Genomic DNA, 15,725 nt, shown 5'->3' on the forward strand with positions numbered 1-15,725 from the left:
TTTCTATCAGATATTATTTTTCGCCAGCAGGACGAATACGTACTTCTGTTTCTGTGTCAAAGAAGTGAGCTTTGTTCATGTCTAATGCTAAGTCGAGTGATTGACCTGGCTTTACATCTGTACGAGAGTCAACACGAGCTACGAAAGATTGACCATCGATTTCAGAATAAAGCATTGTTTCAGCACCCATTAACTCTGCTACTTCAATTTTAGCTGTGATTTTAGTTCCTTGAGATGATTCGATGAATACAGGCTCATCATGGATTTCTTCTGGACGAACACCCATTAGAATTTCTTTGTTTACATAGCCTTGCTCACGAAGGTACTTCATTTTACCTTCTGGTACAGCTACTGAAGTAGTACCGAAAGAGAATTTACCATCTGTAAGAGTTCCTTTAAAGAAGTTCATTGCAGGTGATCCGATGAATCCGCCAACGAATGCATTTTCAGGCTTGTCATAAACTTCTTTAGGTGAACCTACTTGTTGGATGATACCATCTTTTAATACAACTAGGCGAGTAGCCATTGTCATCGCTTCAGTTTGGTCATGTGTTACATAGATTGTTGTTGTTTGTAAGCGTTGGTGTAATTTTGTAATTTCCGCACGCATTGCTACACGAAGCTTAGCATCAAGGTTTGATAACGGCTCATCCATTAAGAATACTTTTGCATCACGAACGATCGCACGACCTAATGCAACACGCTGACGTTGACCACCAGATAACGCTTTTGGTTTACGTTGTAGGTATTGTTCAAGACCTAGGATTTTCGCAGCTTCAGTTACACGACGCTCGATTTCATCTTTAGGTAACTTACGAAGTTTTAAACCAAATGCCATGTTATCATATACGTTCATATGTGGATATAAAGCGTAGTTTTGGAATACCATTGCGATGTCACGATCTTTTGGTGCAACATCATTCATACGTTTTCCATCAATGAAGAAATCACCTTTTGAAATCTCTTCTAATCCTGCAACCATACGAAGTGTAGTAGATTTACCACAACCAGATGGACCAACGAATACGATAAACTCTTTATCTTGAATGTGAAGATTGAAATCTTCTACAGCAGTTACTTTATTATCATAAATTTTATAAATATTGTTTAATTGTAATTCAGCCATTACTAATTCCTCCCTTAATTTGAAAGCGTTTTAACTTGTTTTCATTGTAAGGGATTTCAGTTTAAGAAGTAAACGTACAAGTTGCACGAAAATAGGAAGGGGCTTTTGTGCAACTTGTAAACGTTATCTTAATTTTCATGCTGTGCTAAAATAATGGCAAGAAAAATAAAGGCTGCATTTGAAAAAATGCGAATGTCCAACCCGGTTTTTTCAAGTAGTTTTTCCAAGCGATATTGCAGACTGTTACGGTGAATAAATAGCCTTTTAGCAGTTGAAGAAGCATTTAAATTTGAATGAAAAAACGCCTCAATTGTGTGGTGGAGCTCTTTATCTTCTATAATTTCTAAAAAATGATTTGATAATATTTCTTTTTTTAACATAGAAGGGGCTCTCAAGATAAAGATAGGTAACACATCATAAAAGCTAAGTACTTTTTCTTTGTTACTGGAACGATGAATGCTTTGAAAGCAGGCATGTTCAAGTGAAAATTTTTCTTTTAGAGAATGATCGTTTTTTTGCAATTGGCCTATGTAAATAAACGGTTCTACATAAAAATCAGTTGTAAGTGTATCACTTAAGTCCTTTAGTGAATCAATCTCTAATATGTGGTTAGGCTTTTCCTCGATCATAATTCCATGTGAAAGATTTAACCAGATAACAAGATCTGTGTTCATAATTCCTTTAACGGCTTCTTCGAAATTTTGTTTATCATCAATTGGCTGCTTAAGGAAAAAATAATAAAAGCGTAAAGAAGTAGTATGATCACTAGAAAGTGGGGATTCGCGATGTTCATGATCACTGAATAGAAAATCATACCATTTCCGCTGATTGATTGTATATTGATCTTCATCAATAACTTTTATTGATTGAAAGAGTGAGGATAATAAGTTTATCTCTTCAGAACTTAATTCGGATTTTAAAATTCCAAAAGGTTTACCAAGATCTGTCTGAAACCATTCGAAATTTGTATCATGTCGATTATAGTTTGTTGTTAGCGCCTCTCCATAGTGCTTCTTTAAATTTTCTAACATACAAGGGCTCCTTCTTGGTCTAGATCTGTGTTGATTTTTTTTCTGAAAAATCGATTTTATATAAATTAAATGGTAAAAGATTACACCTTTATAAACAAGTAAAAGGATTTGAAATATATCATACTGTTTTAGAGCAAATAAAAAAAGCTGCAAGTAGCAGCTTTTAATCATCAATGGTATTTGGTGGCTCTTCTTCAACAAGTTTTCTTGCTTCTTCAATATTTGTTGAATCCTCTCTCATATGAACAGATCCACCTGATAAGCCTTCATTGATCATTCGATCAATATCGAGATAGGCTTTATCTTTTCCTTCATAATTTATATCCTGTTTAACAGCTTCATCTCTATCTTTCATAGCAGTACCAACCTCCTTGTACACTATTTTGTGTCCAAGAGGAAATGATCATTCATGTTTACTCATAAACGTGAAATAGCATTAATTCATGAATTTGAGTTTGTAGCTTTGTTTCATCTTCTTTTTGGGGTGTTACTGATCCCCATTCAATTTGTCCATTTTTATGATAAATCCCATCATAATGTGAACCTCTAAAATAAAACGAAATACGCCAGCCAGGTAACTTTGCTTGTTTGAACAATGGTTTGTATTGAAAATGTGTAATCAAGCTTATCGCTCCCTTCCTAACCATTATAGAAATAATACGGCGAAAATGGGAGAATTCCTTCTACCTATTTATGGTATTTTTCTAATTCAATAAATAATTGTACTAGCTCAGTGATCCGTTGCTTCTGAATCTCTTGCTCATCAAAAATCATTGGTTTTGAATTCACTTCAAAAAGATAAGGCCAGCCTTCTGGAGTTAGACCGATGTCCAACGAAAATTCACCAACAAAGCCAAATGCTTTTGTTATAAGTGTCCCAACTTTGTTTGCGAGCCAGTTGACTTGTTTGATTGAGCATCGCCCCCTAACCTTTTCAAATGGAATGATTTCGCCACCATTTGGGACATGTGTTATTATCGAGTTTTTTGATGCCTTCCGTACACCGATTCCTACAGGTTTGTATTCGTTGTCTCGATATAAACAAATAACGCGTAAATCATATTTACAGTCTTCGATCTTATCCGTCATAATTTCTTCTTGAAGAAGGTATTTTTCTTTATGTAAATGGCTGCTAACCCATGTCCTAAAGTTTTCTTCATTGTATGTAATGGTGGTTGTATTTGATTGGACCGTGTAATGATCTTCTTTTCGTGACAGCTGATAAATGCCAGATCCTTTATGGCCATTTTGGGGTTTAGCATAAAGAGAGTAATAAGAATTAAGAAGGTCGGATATATGTACTATATCAGTATGTAGCCATGTTTTTGGTATATAAGATTGCATTTCTCTATCCTGAGACAGAGCAGAGTACGTTTCCCATTTGTTGAAAAAAACATAGTTGAAAAAAGGTTTTCCTTGCTGTTCATATAATGCTTTTAGGGCTACAACCTCATCTGAAATTTCTTCACTTCGAGACGAGATTTTATTATAAATGATATCAGGAAAAGGGAAAGAAATCTTTCCCCATTTCTTCTCTTCAAAAAAATAAACATAGCCAGTAACACCATTTTCTTCAACACCATCTGTTGTAAAGACAAAGGATAACCCACCGAATTTAGAAAGTTCACTTTGAATATTTTTGAAAACTGTAGCATTACCACGGAAAATATGGTTTTTGCCACCTTTGCTTGCTAGAATTCCTACAAGAGGAACATAATCAGCTTTCTTCATGAACTAATTCCTCTGGATGAAATATTGCTTTTTTCGATAAGTAAACACCATATTGAAGGGATGCTTTTCTTGTTGTAAGGTCAGCGTCTTTAAGTTCAGGATGTGAAAAAATGGATCTTCCAGGCTTTGAGTTGGCCTCAAACATCCAAACTCGACCGTCTTGATCTACCCCAAAATCAAAACCTATTTCTCCGATAAAGCCTTTAATGTGCTGATCAATTTTTTTACTTAGTGTAATAGCTGCCTCGGTTAAGTTATGAAATGTTTTCATTCTCTCCTGAGGGTCATCATAAATTTCTTCAAGTGTTTTAACAACTCCACCATTATTTAAATGGGTAGTTACACTGCCACGACCAGCAACCTTTGCAGCTAGTGCGGTAACCTTCCAGCTCCCGTAATCATCTTTATTTGTATGAATTCGAAAATCGATTGCTTTACCATCAAATCGAATAAGCTTAATTCCTTGCTGTGCAAGATAACTTGATAGAAGTCTGTCTTTAAAAGAAGCTTTTAAGAAGCTTTCAAGAGATGAATATCTTCTAAGTCTATTAATATCTTTATCATCTCGGTAACGTGAATAATATGTATTCTCTTCACGTGAATACATAAGCTGAAACACTCCTAATCCTAAGCTTCCATTTGCAGGCTTTAAATAAATGCTTTGATACGATGAAAGCATTTCCTCCATCCTACTTATAGAAGGGTTGTGAATGGTTTCAGGTAAGTAATGTGAAGCCTCAGTATCTTGGATAAGAAGCTGATGAATGGACCATTTATTAAAAAAGCCTGGATTATACCATGGAATTGTATACTCTTCTGTTAACCGTTTTTTTACAAGCTTAAGTGCTTGATGGTTTTCAATTCTTCTATTTGGTAGTCGGTCATATACAGCATTAGGAAAAGGAAAGGTTCCTCTTTTCCAACCGTTTTTTCCATATGTGTAACCTTCAATTGTACCTTCTTCCCAGTTTATATGATGAGCACCAAACACAAAGGAGTAGATGCCGAGTGACTGATCAATGGATAAAAACTTAGCAAAGAATAGAGAACGCTCACCAATTGGGCGTAATGAGGACTCTGTAAAGCCTGCAGTAAAAATGCCAACCAAAGGACCTAGGTGTAATGTATAGTCATGAATGATAAGGTGAGTCTTTCCTAAGGTAGGAAGCAGCAGCTGTTCTGATAATTCTTTTGGTATTACAATGTTATCAATAAGTGTCTCATCATACATTACATCACATGGTAGGGTAATCGTACCGAAAGAAACGAATCCAATCTTACCGAAATGTTGTGCAGTTATAGGTAAAGAAATGGTTAATTTCTCTGTATCTCTTATTTGAATGGAATAGATTTTATTCATTGACTTCAGCTCCTTTGTTATTTCTTTGGTTCATTAAATAATGACAATATGCTAATGGAGACTCATAGAGAATATCTTTTAAATGTGGCTTTGTTTCAACAAAGGTTTTTCGGCCCGGCTTTGAATTAATATCAAGTATCCATGTGGATCCATCCTGTGCATAACCTATATCAATTCCTATTTCAAACAATCTATTAAACTTCATATCAAGCAGCTTAGGCAAATGGGTAATAATCGTAGAAAGCTCATCTTCAAGTAAAAATTTTTGTTTCATTGTTAAAGACTTTGACCATTCTTCATATGTGATCGGAGCACCACCACTGTTTAAGTTTGATAAAAACGATCCTTGATACCCTTTCCGTACCCCTTTCTCTACAAGAATCCACTCTCCATTTCGATTCTTTTGAAGAAGTAAGCGAATATCGAACGGATAACCTTCCTGATCTGTAAGGGAAAGAATAGGTTGAAGAAGATAGCTTTGCTGCTTTAGAAGTCTTTCACACCAATCTGAAAATTGCTGTAATGAATGAAATGATTGTGTCTTTTTATCGTGACCTTTATGATAAGTGATGTTTACTTCGTTTGAAGTTTGCCTAACAGCAATAATTCCATTTCCTCTAGATCCAGATGTAGGTTTTAAAATGCAACTAGAATTAGTTCTGATGTGTTTTATAATTTGTGCAGATGTTGTTAGTTTTTCGGTTTCAGGTAAGTAGGAATTGATGGGCTCACTAGCTTTTATGGCTGAATAAATCTGCCATTTATCAGGCAATCCAAACCCTAAAAATGTAGTTGAAGGGTTTTGCTTTAACCATTCAACAATTGGCTTGCTTTTTTTTGATGCTTGTTGATTGTTATAAAAGCAGCGGTCATAAATAAAAGTAGGAATTGAAAAGGAAGCAATCTTCCATGTTTGAGTTATTGAATCATATTTTTCACCGTTAATGGTTAATGTAGAAGGATCAATGGAGGTAGGTTCAAAACGAACGCACTCGATATTAAATGAAGCACTTCGTTTGGCAATTTCTGTTGCATATCCATTTTCATGATGTAAATGTACAGCTAAAAAACCTAATGTAATTTGGTGCAATTTAAGTCACTTCCTTTTCGTTTCCTTTCATTTTGTAAAGCAGGTAGATTTATTTTTGATCATATAAAAACTGACAATAGTTTATAACTGATTTAGCAGATGGACGAACTTTGCTTTTTTTCGGATCATCTTCTGATTTAGAAGGCTTTGTATTCACTTCGATGATCCAAGGGTGTCCATCATCGTCCAGTGCTAAATCAATGCCAAACTCTCCGAATTCTCCACCTGCTTGAATACATACAACATCAACAATTTCTAAAGAAAGCTCTGATAATAGCTTCTTTAAATGAAGTCCTTCTTTTTCTCCAAATAATTCATTAAGCAAGCTTTTTATTTTAAAGATTTCTCCGCCACTTGCTAAATTAGCAACAAATTGCTGATCTCCTGACACTCTGGCAACAGCAGAAGAAACTTTCCAATGATGCAGGTCTTTTTTATGACATAAAAACCGAAAATCTAATGTTCGGTTTTGATATTGTTTTAAATTGATCGTTTCTTGAAGGAGAAACCCTTCTTTTTTTAAGCGAGGGTAAAGAGCGGTGAATAATTGATCAAAGCTATCATATTCTTTTTTGATTTCACCGGAAAAAGTAGTAAAATCAAGAGAGTAGGAGCTGTCTTCATGTTCTATTACTCTAAAAATTCTTTTCCCCTGGCTTCCGTTAATAGGTTTAATGAAAAGATCTTTTTTTTCGTTAAGCATATCTTCCAAATTAGATTTAGACTCTAAGAGCATGCTTTCAGGTAAATAAGGAATAAGATGTTCACTTGCAGATAGAATTTGGTGAATTTCCCATTTATTTAGAAAACGATCATTGAAATATGGTATTTTATTTTCAATAAAGTCAGTTGTTATATCTAAGAAGTTTTTTGATTTTTCAAGTTTTCTAGAGTGTATACGGTTATGAACAACATCAGGATATGGCAATGTAGCTTTTACCCACTGATCGTTTCTTAAGTAGTAGCCACTCATTTTTTCCTTATTGTAAGTTGAAAAAGAAAACACATAGAAGAAGCAGCCATTACTTTCAGAAAATAATGCAAGTTCTTTGCAAAAATCATGAATGGAGCCAAAATGGACACCTTGATCCTTTTTCTTTATCTCAGTTATCAGGCCAATTACCGGCCCAAGCTTTAGTTGATTACGGTTCTTGAGTTCTCCATGAAGAGATAATGTTTTGTCTGGCAGATGTAGCAATTCATACGTTTCCTTCGAAACGGACAAACTAAAGTTCTCCTCATCTATAAATACGATTGGACAGGACACAGTATGCATTCCACAACTAATTTTCAGGGAATGAACTAATTTAGGGAGACCTAAATGAACACGGAGCCCTTCACTCATTTCACATATATTTGATCTAAAAGTTGATGGTAACTGTTTTATTTCAATCATACTTTGCATCATAGAAACCCCTTATTTGCTCGCCTAACAGACAAGCTCTATAATGTTCTTAGGCAGATGTTGATATAACATCGTATGTTTTTGAAAAAAAAAGGTGATGTTGTGGAAGGTAGATGGTAATGAAAGATGTAATTATGGCAGTGATAATGATTGTAATCGGTGCGGCTATTGGGGGAGTTACGAACTCATTGGCAATTAAAATGCTTTTTCGTCCTTATAAACCTCTTTATTTTTTAGGGAAAAGAGTTCCTTTTACACCGGGACTGATTCCGAAGCGGAGAGAGGAGCTTGCTGAACAGTTAGGAAAAATGGTTGTTCAGCATTTGTTAACAGCAGAAGGGATGAAACGGAAATTTTTACAATCACAATTTAGAGACCAGGTTATTACTTGGGGAGAAGCACAGATTAGAAAGCTTGTGATTTCTGAAAAAACTCCATCACAACTTATGATTTCATTAAATATTAATGAACCTGAGAAAGTAGTAAATGATACCGTAAGAAATTTTCTTTCTAGAAAACTCGAAAAAGTGGTAAAGGAAAACTCCCAAAAGCCGTTAAATGAGGTACTTTCTAAAAATGTTCTAGATGATGTTTATGTTGTTATTCCAAAGGTGGCTCAATTTATTGTTGATAAAGGCATTTCATATTTTGAAAGCAAGGAAGGTAAACAAAAGCTTGGCAAAATGATTGAAGATTTTCTTGCAACTAGAGGAATGCTTGGTAATATGATTGGGATGTTTTTAGGAAACGAAAGCCTGGTTGATAAAGTACAGCCAGAAGTTATTAAGTTTTTGAAAAACGACGAAACGAAAGTTTTAGTTACAACGTTAATTGGGCGTGAATGGAATTCTATTCAAGACATAACCTTTGATGAGCTTGATCAAAAATGGGGTATTGTTGAAAAAGGATCCCGCATTCTTGATGCTGTTATTGATACATTGAATGTTGATGAACTTCTATCCAAGCCAATCTCAACTTACTTAAAACCAAATGAAGAGAGAATTTTAAAAGAATGGCTTCCGATGGTAGTTGATGTTTCAACTAAATACCTTATATCTCATTTAGATGATATTTTACAACAGTTGAAGCTTGAAGATGTTGTGCGGGAACAAGTTGAATCTTTTGCAGTAGAGAGACTAGAGGACATTATTCTTTCAATATCAAGGAAAGAATTTAAAATGATTACCTATCTTGGAGCGCTACTTGGAGGGATCATTGGGGGATTACAAGCTATAATTGTCATGCTCATTCAATAAAATAGCTGGTTTTCTATGCAGAGATGAAAATAGTTTGTTATAGTGGAGAAGGAGCCTACATAGGTTAATACTAGAAAGGAGGCTCATCATATGCCTGAAAACTTATATGATGTTGCATACAATTTAGAAAAAGCTCTACGTGAAAGTGATGATTTCAAAGCGTTAAAAAATCTTTACGATGAAGTGAACGCAGATGAATCAGCAAGTAAGATGTTCGAAAACTTCCGTAACATTCAACTAAATCTTCAACAGAAGCAAATGTCTGGGCAGGAAATTACGCAAGAAGAAATTGAACAGGCGCAAAAATCTGTTCAACTTGTTCAACAACATGAAAAAATTGCCCAACTGATGGCGGCAGAACAACGCTTGAGCATGGTTGTTACAGAACTAAATAAAATTATTATGAAACCACTTGAGGAAATGTACGGAAGCTTATAAGACATACATAAAAATGTTCGTTCTTTAGCAGAATGGGAAAACCATTCTGCTTTTTTATGTTTGTATACGATCGAAACACACACAAATCCCAAACATTTCATCACAACACCACCACTCTTGTTCTATTTTTCGAAAGAGGGACATAACCTCATAATAGGTTTTAGACATCTGTAGAAGGGGGACTCGCTGTGACTTTTTACCGATTACTTGCATTGAATATCGATGGAACTTTGCTTCGTTCAAATGGTCGTCTTCAAGCGTCGACGAAGGAAGCAATTGATTTTGTGAAAGAAAAAGAGGTCTACGTGACTCTTGTAACAAATAGGCATTTTCAATCTGCCAAAAAGCTTGCGAAAGCATTAAAACTAGATTCATTTTTAGTCACTCATGGTGGAGCATTTATTTCCGAAAATCTAGATGAGCCTTTTTATGAGAAGCGACTATCTGAAGATTTAACGTTTAATCTTGTTCAAGTGTTGGAGAATTTTAATTGCAATATTCGTCTTACACATGAACGCTTTTCAATTGGAAATCGAAAAAAAATTGCTTCCAATTTACTTAGTAAGTCAATCCTTAATACATCAGATTCCATGTTTTATCCGGTTCAATTTGTGGATTCCTTAGGAGACACTCTTAGAGATGAGCAGGTTTCTGCCACGAAAATCGATGTTCATTTCAAATATGATGAAGAAAAAGAAGAGGCAGAAAAATTAATACAAGAGGCTTTTGATGAGGTTAATCTAAAAACCAACAGCAAATCTAAAAGTTTTGAGATTGTTAGAAAAGGGGTTTCAAAGGAAAACGGCTTGCGTGCCCTTGCTAGCCATTTGAAGATACCACTGCATGAAACTGTGGCTATTGGTGATTCAGATGATGATATTGAAATGATTAAGTTAGCAGGCTTGGGGGTAGCAATGTGGAATGCACCGTTTGAAGTGAAGCATGCAGCTGACTGGGTAACACGTTCTAATAATCAGCAAGGTGTTGCTTATATGGTAAAAGAGCATTTTCGCAAGCAGCAAAGACAGGATTTCTTACGGAAAATTAAAATTGATAAATAACAAGAAGGGAGAGAGCAGACTCTCCCTTCTTGTTATTTAAGAATGGTTTCTTTTAATAGCAGGGTATTCTGTTAATTTTCCCTCATAAACAAGCTGCAACTCATCGCTTTTTCGGAAATCGTCAGGAGTAATTAATGCTGGGAGTTTATCCCATAATTTAATTCCTGAGCGTTAAAGAATTTCAGCCACAAATTGTGAGCAAAAATCAACATCACGATTTGACACTTCAAGCTTATAAATAACACAGGTTGTATCAGGGTACTTACTGTAAGTTCCTGTATAAACATCTTCTTTTACAAATCCACCGTTAATTGGATTACTGGGGTTTTTCCTACCAAAGCTGTACATTTCTTTTAATGTTGGATCAAAGGCTATGGAGGCATGATTGTATGGAGCCTTTGTATATTTTTTGATAGATTTTGTAAATAACGTCCCAGTATCAGTGAGCAATATATAAACATATGTTTTGGCTGTCATATTATTACTTCCCTCTTTTATATCTTCCCGAAATATTCTATCCTTAATTATACAATAATTCATTTTTTTGGTGGGTGAAAACTTGATTACAACGCTTTGGACTTTATCGATCTTTTTACTTGTATTAAGTAGTGTGAGCATTGTTTTTATATTCATGAGCAAGAGGGAGCCAGAGAAGGATTTTACCGCTGTATTTTTAAGAGTAAAAACTTGGTGGGGAATGTTTGCGGTATTTTGTATGGCTACTTTATTTAATCCTGTTGTTTCATTGCTTTCATTAATGGTTTTATGTTTTTTTGCTCTAAAAGAGTATTTTTCTATGATGAAAACGAGAAAAGCTGATCGACGTTTATTTCTTTGGTCTTATTTAGCGATTCCTTTACAGTTTTATTGGATTTATATCGGATGGTATGGAATGTTTATTGTGTTTATTCCTGTCTATGTTTTCTTGTTTTTACCTCTACCAAGGCTATTAGGTAAAGGTACAAGTGGCTTTTTGCGTTCAGTAAGCTCAACACAGTGGGGATTAATGTTAATGGTGTTTGGGTTAAGTCATTTAGCGTATTATCAATTCGCAACACCTGAATACGGAGCAAATTTAGTTCTTTTTCTAGTTGTGTTAACACAAGTGAATGATGTTGTTCATTATTTGATTTCGATCTATATAGGAAAAAGAAAGGTAGTACCCTCAGCGAATCCTACCATTACATGGGAAGGGTATGTAGGTGCAACCATCGTCACAACAACAATTGCATACTTTATTTATCCTTACTTAACGCCTCTCGACTTAAAGTTTGGTATCATATCAGGTGTTTTGATTAGCTTAAGTGGATTTTTTGGAAGTTTAACCATTTCAGTTTTAAAACGTGACTTGCTTATAGGGGACCGTGAAAAATTACAGAACGTACAAAAAAGTTATTTAACACGTGTTGATAGTTTAACATATACCTCACCAGTATTTTTCCATGTTATCCGTTATTTTTATGAGTTTATGTAACCAAAGGGGCTGTCTAAATGGACAGTCCCATTTTTTCTTGTTATAGAACCTACTCTTTATTACTCCTTATATCGTAAATAATGGTAATTCTCCGTCGGAATTCGTTCTATAACATTTCCTTGCTCGTCCTTATAAACCTCATACTCTTGATATACTTCTACAGCATATCCATCCTCTTCTTTCAAATCGACTAGCCTGTTTTCAAATTCAGGTAAAGCAACAGACTCTTCTGTTTCAGTTGTAGCAGTTTCAGCATCATCAGCTGGTACTGGAATACTGACAATGGCTTGTTCCTTCTCAAAAAATTGTGGAGAATCTAGATAACCTATCATAGCAACTACTGCAACAATGATAACTGGAGCAATTTTTTTCAACAGCGATTGCCTCCTATATTTATATTCTTATTATTATTCTATGACCTTACTGGTGGATAATATTATCAATATTTATTTTTCCTAATATCGCTTGTTACTGTACATGAGTAATTGTTACTATTACTAGTGGAAAGAAATTATTCATTCTCATTCAAATAGCAAGTAGATATATATAAATGTTAAAATGAAGGGGCAAAATATGAACAAAGAATATGTAGAGAAGCTAGAAACAAAAATCAAAGAATATGAAGAAGTCATCTTAGAAATGTCAGCACCAATTATTCCATCAATTGTACCAGATACAATCTTAGTGCCGATTACAGGCATTCTCCTTGAAGAAAGATTTGAAAAAATTCGAATTAAGATTTTATCGTATATCCAAACACATGATATTGAGACGGCTATTATTGATATGACAGATATTACATTAGATAAAATTGAACAAATTGGTATGCGAGAATTAGGAAACGAAATCCATCAATTAACAGATGCGATCTTTTTAATGGGGGTCGAGCCTTACTATGTTGGTCTTTCTCCACAGCTTATTAAGGAGATTGTCTCGACTGGTGTGCAGATAAAAGCAGAGTCTTTTTCTACATTTCAATCAGCATTAAAACATTTAATGAAAAAGAAAGGCTTTGTCCTACAAAAGGCTTCTGTATAAAGATAACATTGACCGAGACACTTGTTTTTTGTACTATCAGAAAGTATAAGTTTTTCATGGATGATAGTATTAGAAACTAAAATGAGTTTTGAAAAAGATATAGGGTGATTATGAAATGAAAATATATATAAAAGGTATTGAAGATGAACGTTTCCATCGTCCGCTCACATTAATCGGAAATTTATTTTTTGAAGAAACAGAGCTCTGCTTTATAGAAGATGATCATACTCTTGAAGCAGAGTTTTTTATTCAAGAAGATGATGAGCGTGTTTCAATCACAGGAAATTTATTAACAGAGGATGGCAAGCGATACGAGGCAAACAAGGAGAAGCAAATTCCTGTTCATGTAGAAGGGAAGGAACGATTAAGACAAGTGAAAAACACTCTTTCGTTTGTTTATTTAACTCTTCTTCAGGATTACACAGGTATGATTCAAAAATGGGGAATTTTAACCGGAATACGTCCTACGAAGCTTTACCATAAAAAGCGGCAAGAAGGAATGTTAACAGAAAACATCCACAAAATGTTTAAGGAAGAATACTTGTTGTCAGATGAAAAAATTCATCTTATGAAGCAGATCGTTGAACGACAGCTAGAAGTCATTCCGGATTTAGATTCCCTTTCTAATGAGGTGAGTATCTATGTTGGCATCCCTTTTTGTCCAACAAAGTGTGCTTATTGTACGTTTCCAGCGTATGCAATCAATGGTAGACAAGGATCGGTTACTTCTTTCCTAGGTGGCCTTCATTATGAAATGAGAGAAATCGGTCGTTGGTTAAAGGAAAAGAACATTAAAATTACAACTGTTTATTATGGTGGGGGTACACCGACAAGTATTACAGCAGAAGAGATGGATATGTTGTATGAAGAAATGGCCGAATCGTTCCCGCATCTAGAAAATATTAGAGAAATTACAGTAGAAGCAGGCAGACCGGACACTATAACAAAGGAAAAGCTTGATATTTTAAATAAGTGGAAAATCGATCGTATTAGTATTAATCCTCAATCCTATACACAGGCAACATTAAAGGCGATTGGACGCCATCATACTGTTGAAGAAACAATAGAGAAGTTTCATTTAGCCAGAAGTATGGGGATGAATAATATTAATATGGATTTAATTATCGGCTTACCTGGTGAAGGTGTTGACGAATTTGATTATTCTCTTGCAGAGTCAGCAAAGTTGATGCCGGAGTCATTGACGGTTCACACACTTTCTTTTAAGCGTGCATCAGAAATGACGCAAAACAAACATAAGTATAAAGTGGCAAGCCGTGAAGAAATTACAACGATGATGGACCATGCAGTTTCTTGGACAAAGGATCATGGATATACCCCATATTATTTATACCGTCAAAAAAACATCCTCGGAAATTTAGAGAATGTTGGTTATGCCTTAAAAGGGCAGGATAGTCTTTATAACATCATGATTATGGAAGAACAGCAAACGATTATTGGGATTGGATGCGGAGCTGCAAGTAAGTTTGTTCATCCTGTGACAAGGAAAATTACTCACTTTGCCAATCCAAAGGATCCAAAATCATATAATGATGGTTTTAAACATTATACAAATGAAAAAATCTCTATTCTAGAAGAGTTGTTCTCTAAATAAAGAATGTAAACAGCAAGGTTTTGTATATGCCTTGTTGTTTTTTCTTTCCGCCTAAAATTATCAAGATACTAATACGTTAACAAGCAGGATATCAACCAGCTTTCTTGAATTAATATATTGAAATACATTTTAGGGGTGGATGAGAATGACATATCAAACGATTGAGCTAGTCAAAGAGGGGAATTTTGCTACATTATATCTAAACAGAGTGAACTCATTAAACGCAATGGACGTAGAAATGCTTCAGGAATTAGCTGAGTGCTTAGCTGATGTTGCTGCTTCAAATGTAAAGCTTTTGTTTGTTACTGGAAGAGGTCGTGCCTTTTCAGCTGGCGGTGATTTAAAAACGATGCTATCTAATGCAGATGAATCTGGCTTTCAAACCGTGATGAACAATATCAAAAATATTATTGTCAGCTTATACACGATGCCTGCGGTAACAGTAAGCTTTCTTAACGGGGCTGCAGCTGGCTTAGGACTAAGTTTTGCTTTAGCATGTGATCAAGTATTTGCGGAAAAAAATGCGAAGATTGCCATGAATTTTATTAATATTGGTCTTATTCCAGATGGTGGAGGGCATTTCTTTTTAAAGAAAAGATTAGGAGAACACAAAGCTAAGCAAGTAATCTGGGAAGGTAAATCATTGACCTCCGATGAAGCATTAAAGGCAGGGATTGTTGACATGGCTTATGAAGGAGATACAGAAGAACAGCTTGAATTGGTAAAAAGAAAATTGGAAGCGCGTCCATTGAAGGCAATGATCTCTTCAAAAATGATATATAGTGAACAAGAAAAACAGCTCTTGCTTGAAACATTAGACCTTGAAACTGAAAAACAATTAGAAATGAGAAGAACACAAGATCATCGTGAAGGGGTTGCTGCGTTTTTAGAAAAACGCCCGGCTCATTTTATCGGAAATTAATTAAATTGGAGGACTTATCTCCGATTCCTTTCCAGGAGGTTTATCTTCGATTATAAGAATTTATCAACGATTCCTGAAGGTTTTTCTACGATTAGTCAAAAAACGGACAAACTACCCAAATTAAAAAGGAACTGCCTCACTTAAAATGTACCCTATAGAGTAGACACTTAAAAAAAGTGCT

General features: G+C 34.9%; 16 protein-coding genes and 1 pseudogene. 7 read left to right on the top strand and 10 right to left on the bottom strand.

Annotated elements, in window-relative coordinates:
- Positions 1-13 precede the first annotated feature (13 nt).
- The 8 genes from LPC09_RS03690 to LPC09_RS03725 form a co-directional block, all read right to left on the bottom strand.
- On the bottom strand, positions 14-1,126 hold the full coding sequence (locus LPC09_RS03690; RefSeq protein ID WP_098795265.1) for an ABC transporter ATP-binding protein: 1,113 nt from the start codon (positions 1,124-1,126) through the stop codon (positions 14-16).
- A 128-nt stretch (positions 1,127-1,254) separates the two neighbouring features.
- Positions 1,255-2,157 carry a PucR family transcriptional regulator gene (locus LPC09_RS03695; RefSeq protein ID WP_231309004.1) on the bottom strand — a complete coding sequence of 301 codons (903 nt, stop codon included), beginning with the start codon at positions 2,155-2,157 and terminating at the stop codon, positions 1,255-1,257.
- Between the two features lie 163 nt (positions 2,158-2,320).
- The gene (locus tag LPC09_RS03700; RefSeq protein WP_098795267.1) at positions 2,321-2,512 is read right to left on the bottom strand and encodes a hypothetical protein; all 192 of its coding nucleotides are present in this window, start codon (positions 2,510-2,512) and stop codon (positions 2,321-2,323) included.
- 58 nt (positions 2,513-2,570) lie between these two features.
- The gene (locus LPC09_RS03705) at positions 2,571-2,780 is read right to left on the bottom strand and encodes a YheE family protein (RefSeq protein WP_098795268.1); all 210 of its coding nucleotides are present in this window, start codon (positions 2,778-2,780) and stop codon (positions 2,571-2,573) included.
- A gap of 64 nt (positions 2,781-2,844) precedes the next feature.
- Entirely contained in the window at positions 2,845-3,888 is a 1,044-nt protein-coding gene (locus tag LPC09_RS03710) for a YheC/YheD family endospore coat-associated protein (RefSeq protein WP_231309005.1), read from the bottom strand.
- Entirely contained in the window at positions 3,875-5,248 is a 1,374-nt protein-coding gene (locus tag LPC09_RS03715; RefSeq protein ID WP_231309006.1) for a YheC/YheD family endospore coat-associated protein, read from the bottom strand. Before LPC09_RS03715 ends, LPC09_RS03710 begins: the two co-directional genes overlap by 14 nt.
- Positions 5,241-6,338, bottom strand: a complete 1,098-nt coding sequence (locus tag LPC09_RS03720) for a YheC/YheD family endospore coat-associated protein (protein ID WP_098795271.1) — start codon at positions 6,336-6,338, stop codon at positions 5,241-5,243. The genes LPC09_RS03715 and LPC09_RS03720 overlap by 8 nt, the downstream gene beginning before the upstream one ends.
- 49 nt (positions 6,339-6,387) lie before the next feature.
- Positions 6,388-7,743: a YheC/YheD family endospore coat-associated protein gene (locus LPC09_RS03725; RefSeq protein WP_231309007.1), complete on the bottom strand. Its 1,356-nt coding sequence runs from the start codon at positions 7,741-7,743 to the stop codon at positions 6,388-6,390.
- 119 nt (positions 7,744-7,862) lie between these two features.
- Between LPC09_RS03725 and LPC09_RS03730 the strand changes: the two genes are divergently transcribed.
- From LPC09_RS03730 to LPC09_RS03740, 3 genes are all read left to right on the top strand, one after another.
- Positions 7,863-8,999: a DUF445 domain-containing protein gene (locus LPC09_RS03730; protein WP_176550957.1), complete on the top strand. Its 1,137-nt coding sequence runs from the start codon at positions 7,863-7,865 to the stop codon at positions 8,997-8,999.
- A 90-nt stretch (positions 9,000-9,089) separates the two neighbouring features.
- Positions 9,090-9,437: a YlbF/YmcA family competence regulator gene (locus LPC09_RS03735; protein WP_098795274.1), complete on the top strand. Its 348-nt coding sequence runs from the start codon at positions 9,090-9,092 to the stop codon at positions 9,435-9,437.
- A 188-nt stretch (positions 9,438-9,625) separates the two neighbouring features.
- Positions 9,626-10,498 carry a Cof-type HAD-IIB family hydrolase gene (locus LPC09_RS03740; RefSeq protein ID WP_231309008.1) on the top strand — a complete coding sequence of 291 codons (873 nt, stop codon included), beginning with the start codon at positions 9,626-9,628 and terminating at the stop codon, positions 10,496-10,498.
- 36 nt (positions 10,499-10,534) lie between these two features.
- Here LPC09_RS03740 and LPC09_RS03745 read toward each other — a convergent pair.
- Positions 10,535-10,975 (bottom strand): annotated as a pseudogene (locus LPC09_RS03745) (hypothetical protein).
- A gap of 154 nt (positions 10,976-11,129) precedes the next feature.
- Here LPC09_RS03745 and LPC09_RS03750 point away from each other — a divergent pair.
- A complete protein-coding gene (locus tag LPC09_RS03750; RefSeq protein WP_098795306.1) occupies positions 11,130-11,972 on the top strand; it encodes a phosphatidate cytidylyltransferase in 843 nt (280 codons plus the stop codon).
- A gap of 59 nt (positions 11,973-12,031) precedes the next feature.
- Here LPC09_RS03750 and LPC09_RS03755 read toward each other — a convergent pair whose 3' ends face one another.
- A complete protein-coding gene (locus tag LPC09_RS03755; RefSeq protein ID WP_098795277.1) occupies positions 12,032-12,346 on the bottom strand; it encodes a hypothetical protein in 315 nt (104 codons plus the stop codon).
- Between the two features lie 199 nt (positions 12,347-12,545).
- Here LPC09_RS03755 and LPC09_RS03760 point away from each other — a divergent pair, with 199 nt between their 5' ends.
- The 3 genes from LPC09_RS03760 (at position 12,546) to LPC09_RS03770 (ending at position 15,544) form a co-directional block, all read left to right on the top strand.
- Positions 12,546-13,010 carry an STAS domain-containing protein gene (locus LPC09_RS03760; RefSeq protein ID WP_098795278.1) on the top strand — a complete coding sequence of 155 codons (465 nt, stop codon included), beginning with the start codon at positions 12,546-12,548 and terminating at the stop codon, positions 13,008-13,010.
- A gap of 115 nt (positions 13,011-13,125) precedes the next feature.
- Positions 13,126-14,622 (top strand): coproporphyrinogen III oxidase, encoded by a 1,497-nt coding sequence (locus LPC09_RS03765; protein ID WP_098795279.1) that lies wholly within the window; start codon positions 13,126-13,128, stop codon positions 14,620-14,622.
- 145 nt (positions 14,623-14,767) lie between these two features.
- Positions 14,768-15,544: an enoyl-CoA hydratase gene (locus LPC09_RS03770; protein ID WP_231309010.1), complete on the top strand. Its 777-nt coding sequence runs from the start codon at positions 14,768-14,770 to the stop codon at positions 15,542-15,544.
- Positions 15,545-15,725: the final 181 nt, after the last annotated feature.

The sequence above is a fragment of the Metabacillus sp. B2-18 genome, assembly GCF_021117275.1.
GTDB lineage: Bacteria > Bacillota > Bacilli > Bacillales > Bacillaceae > Metabacillus.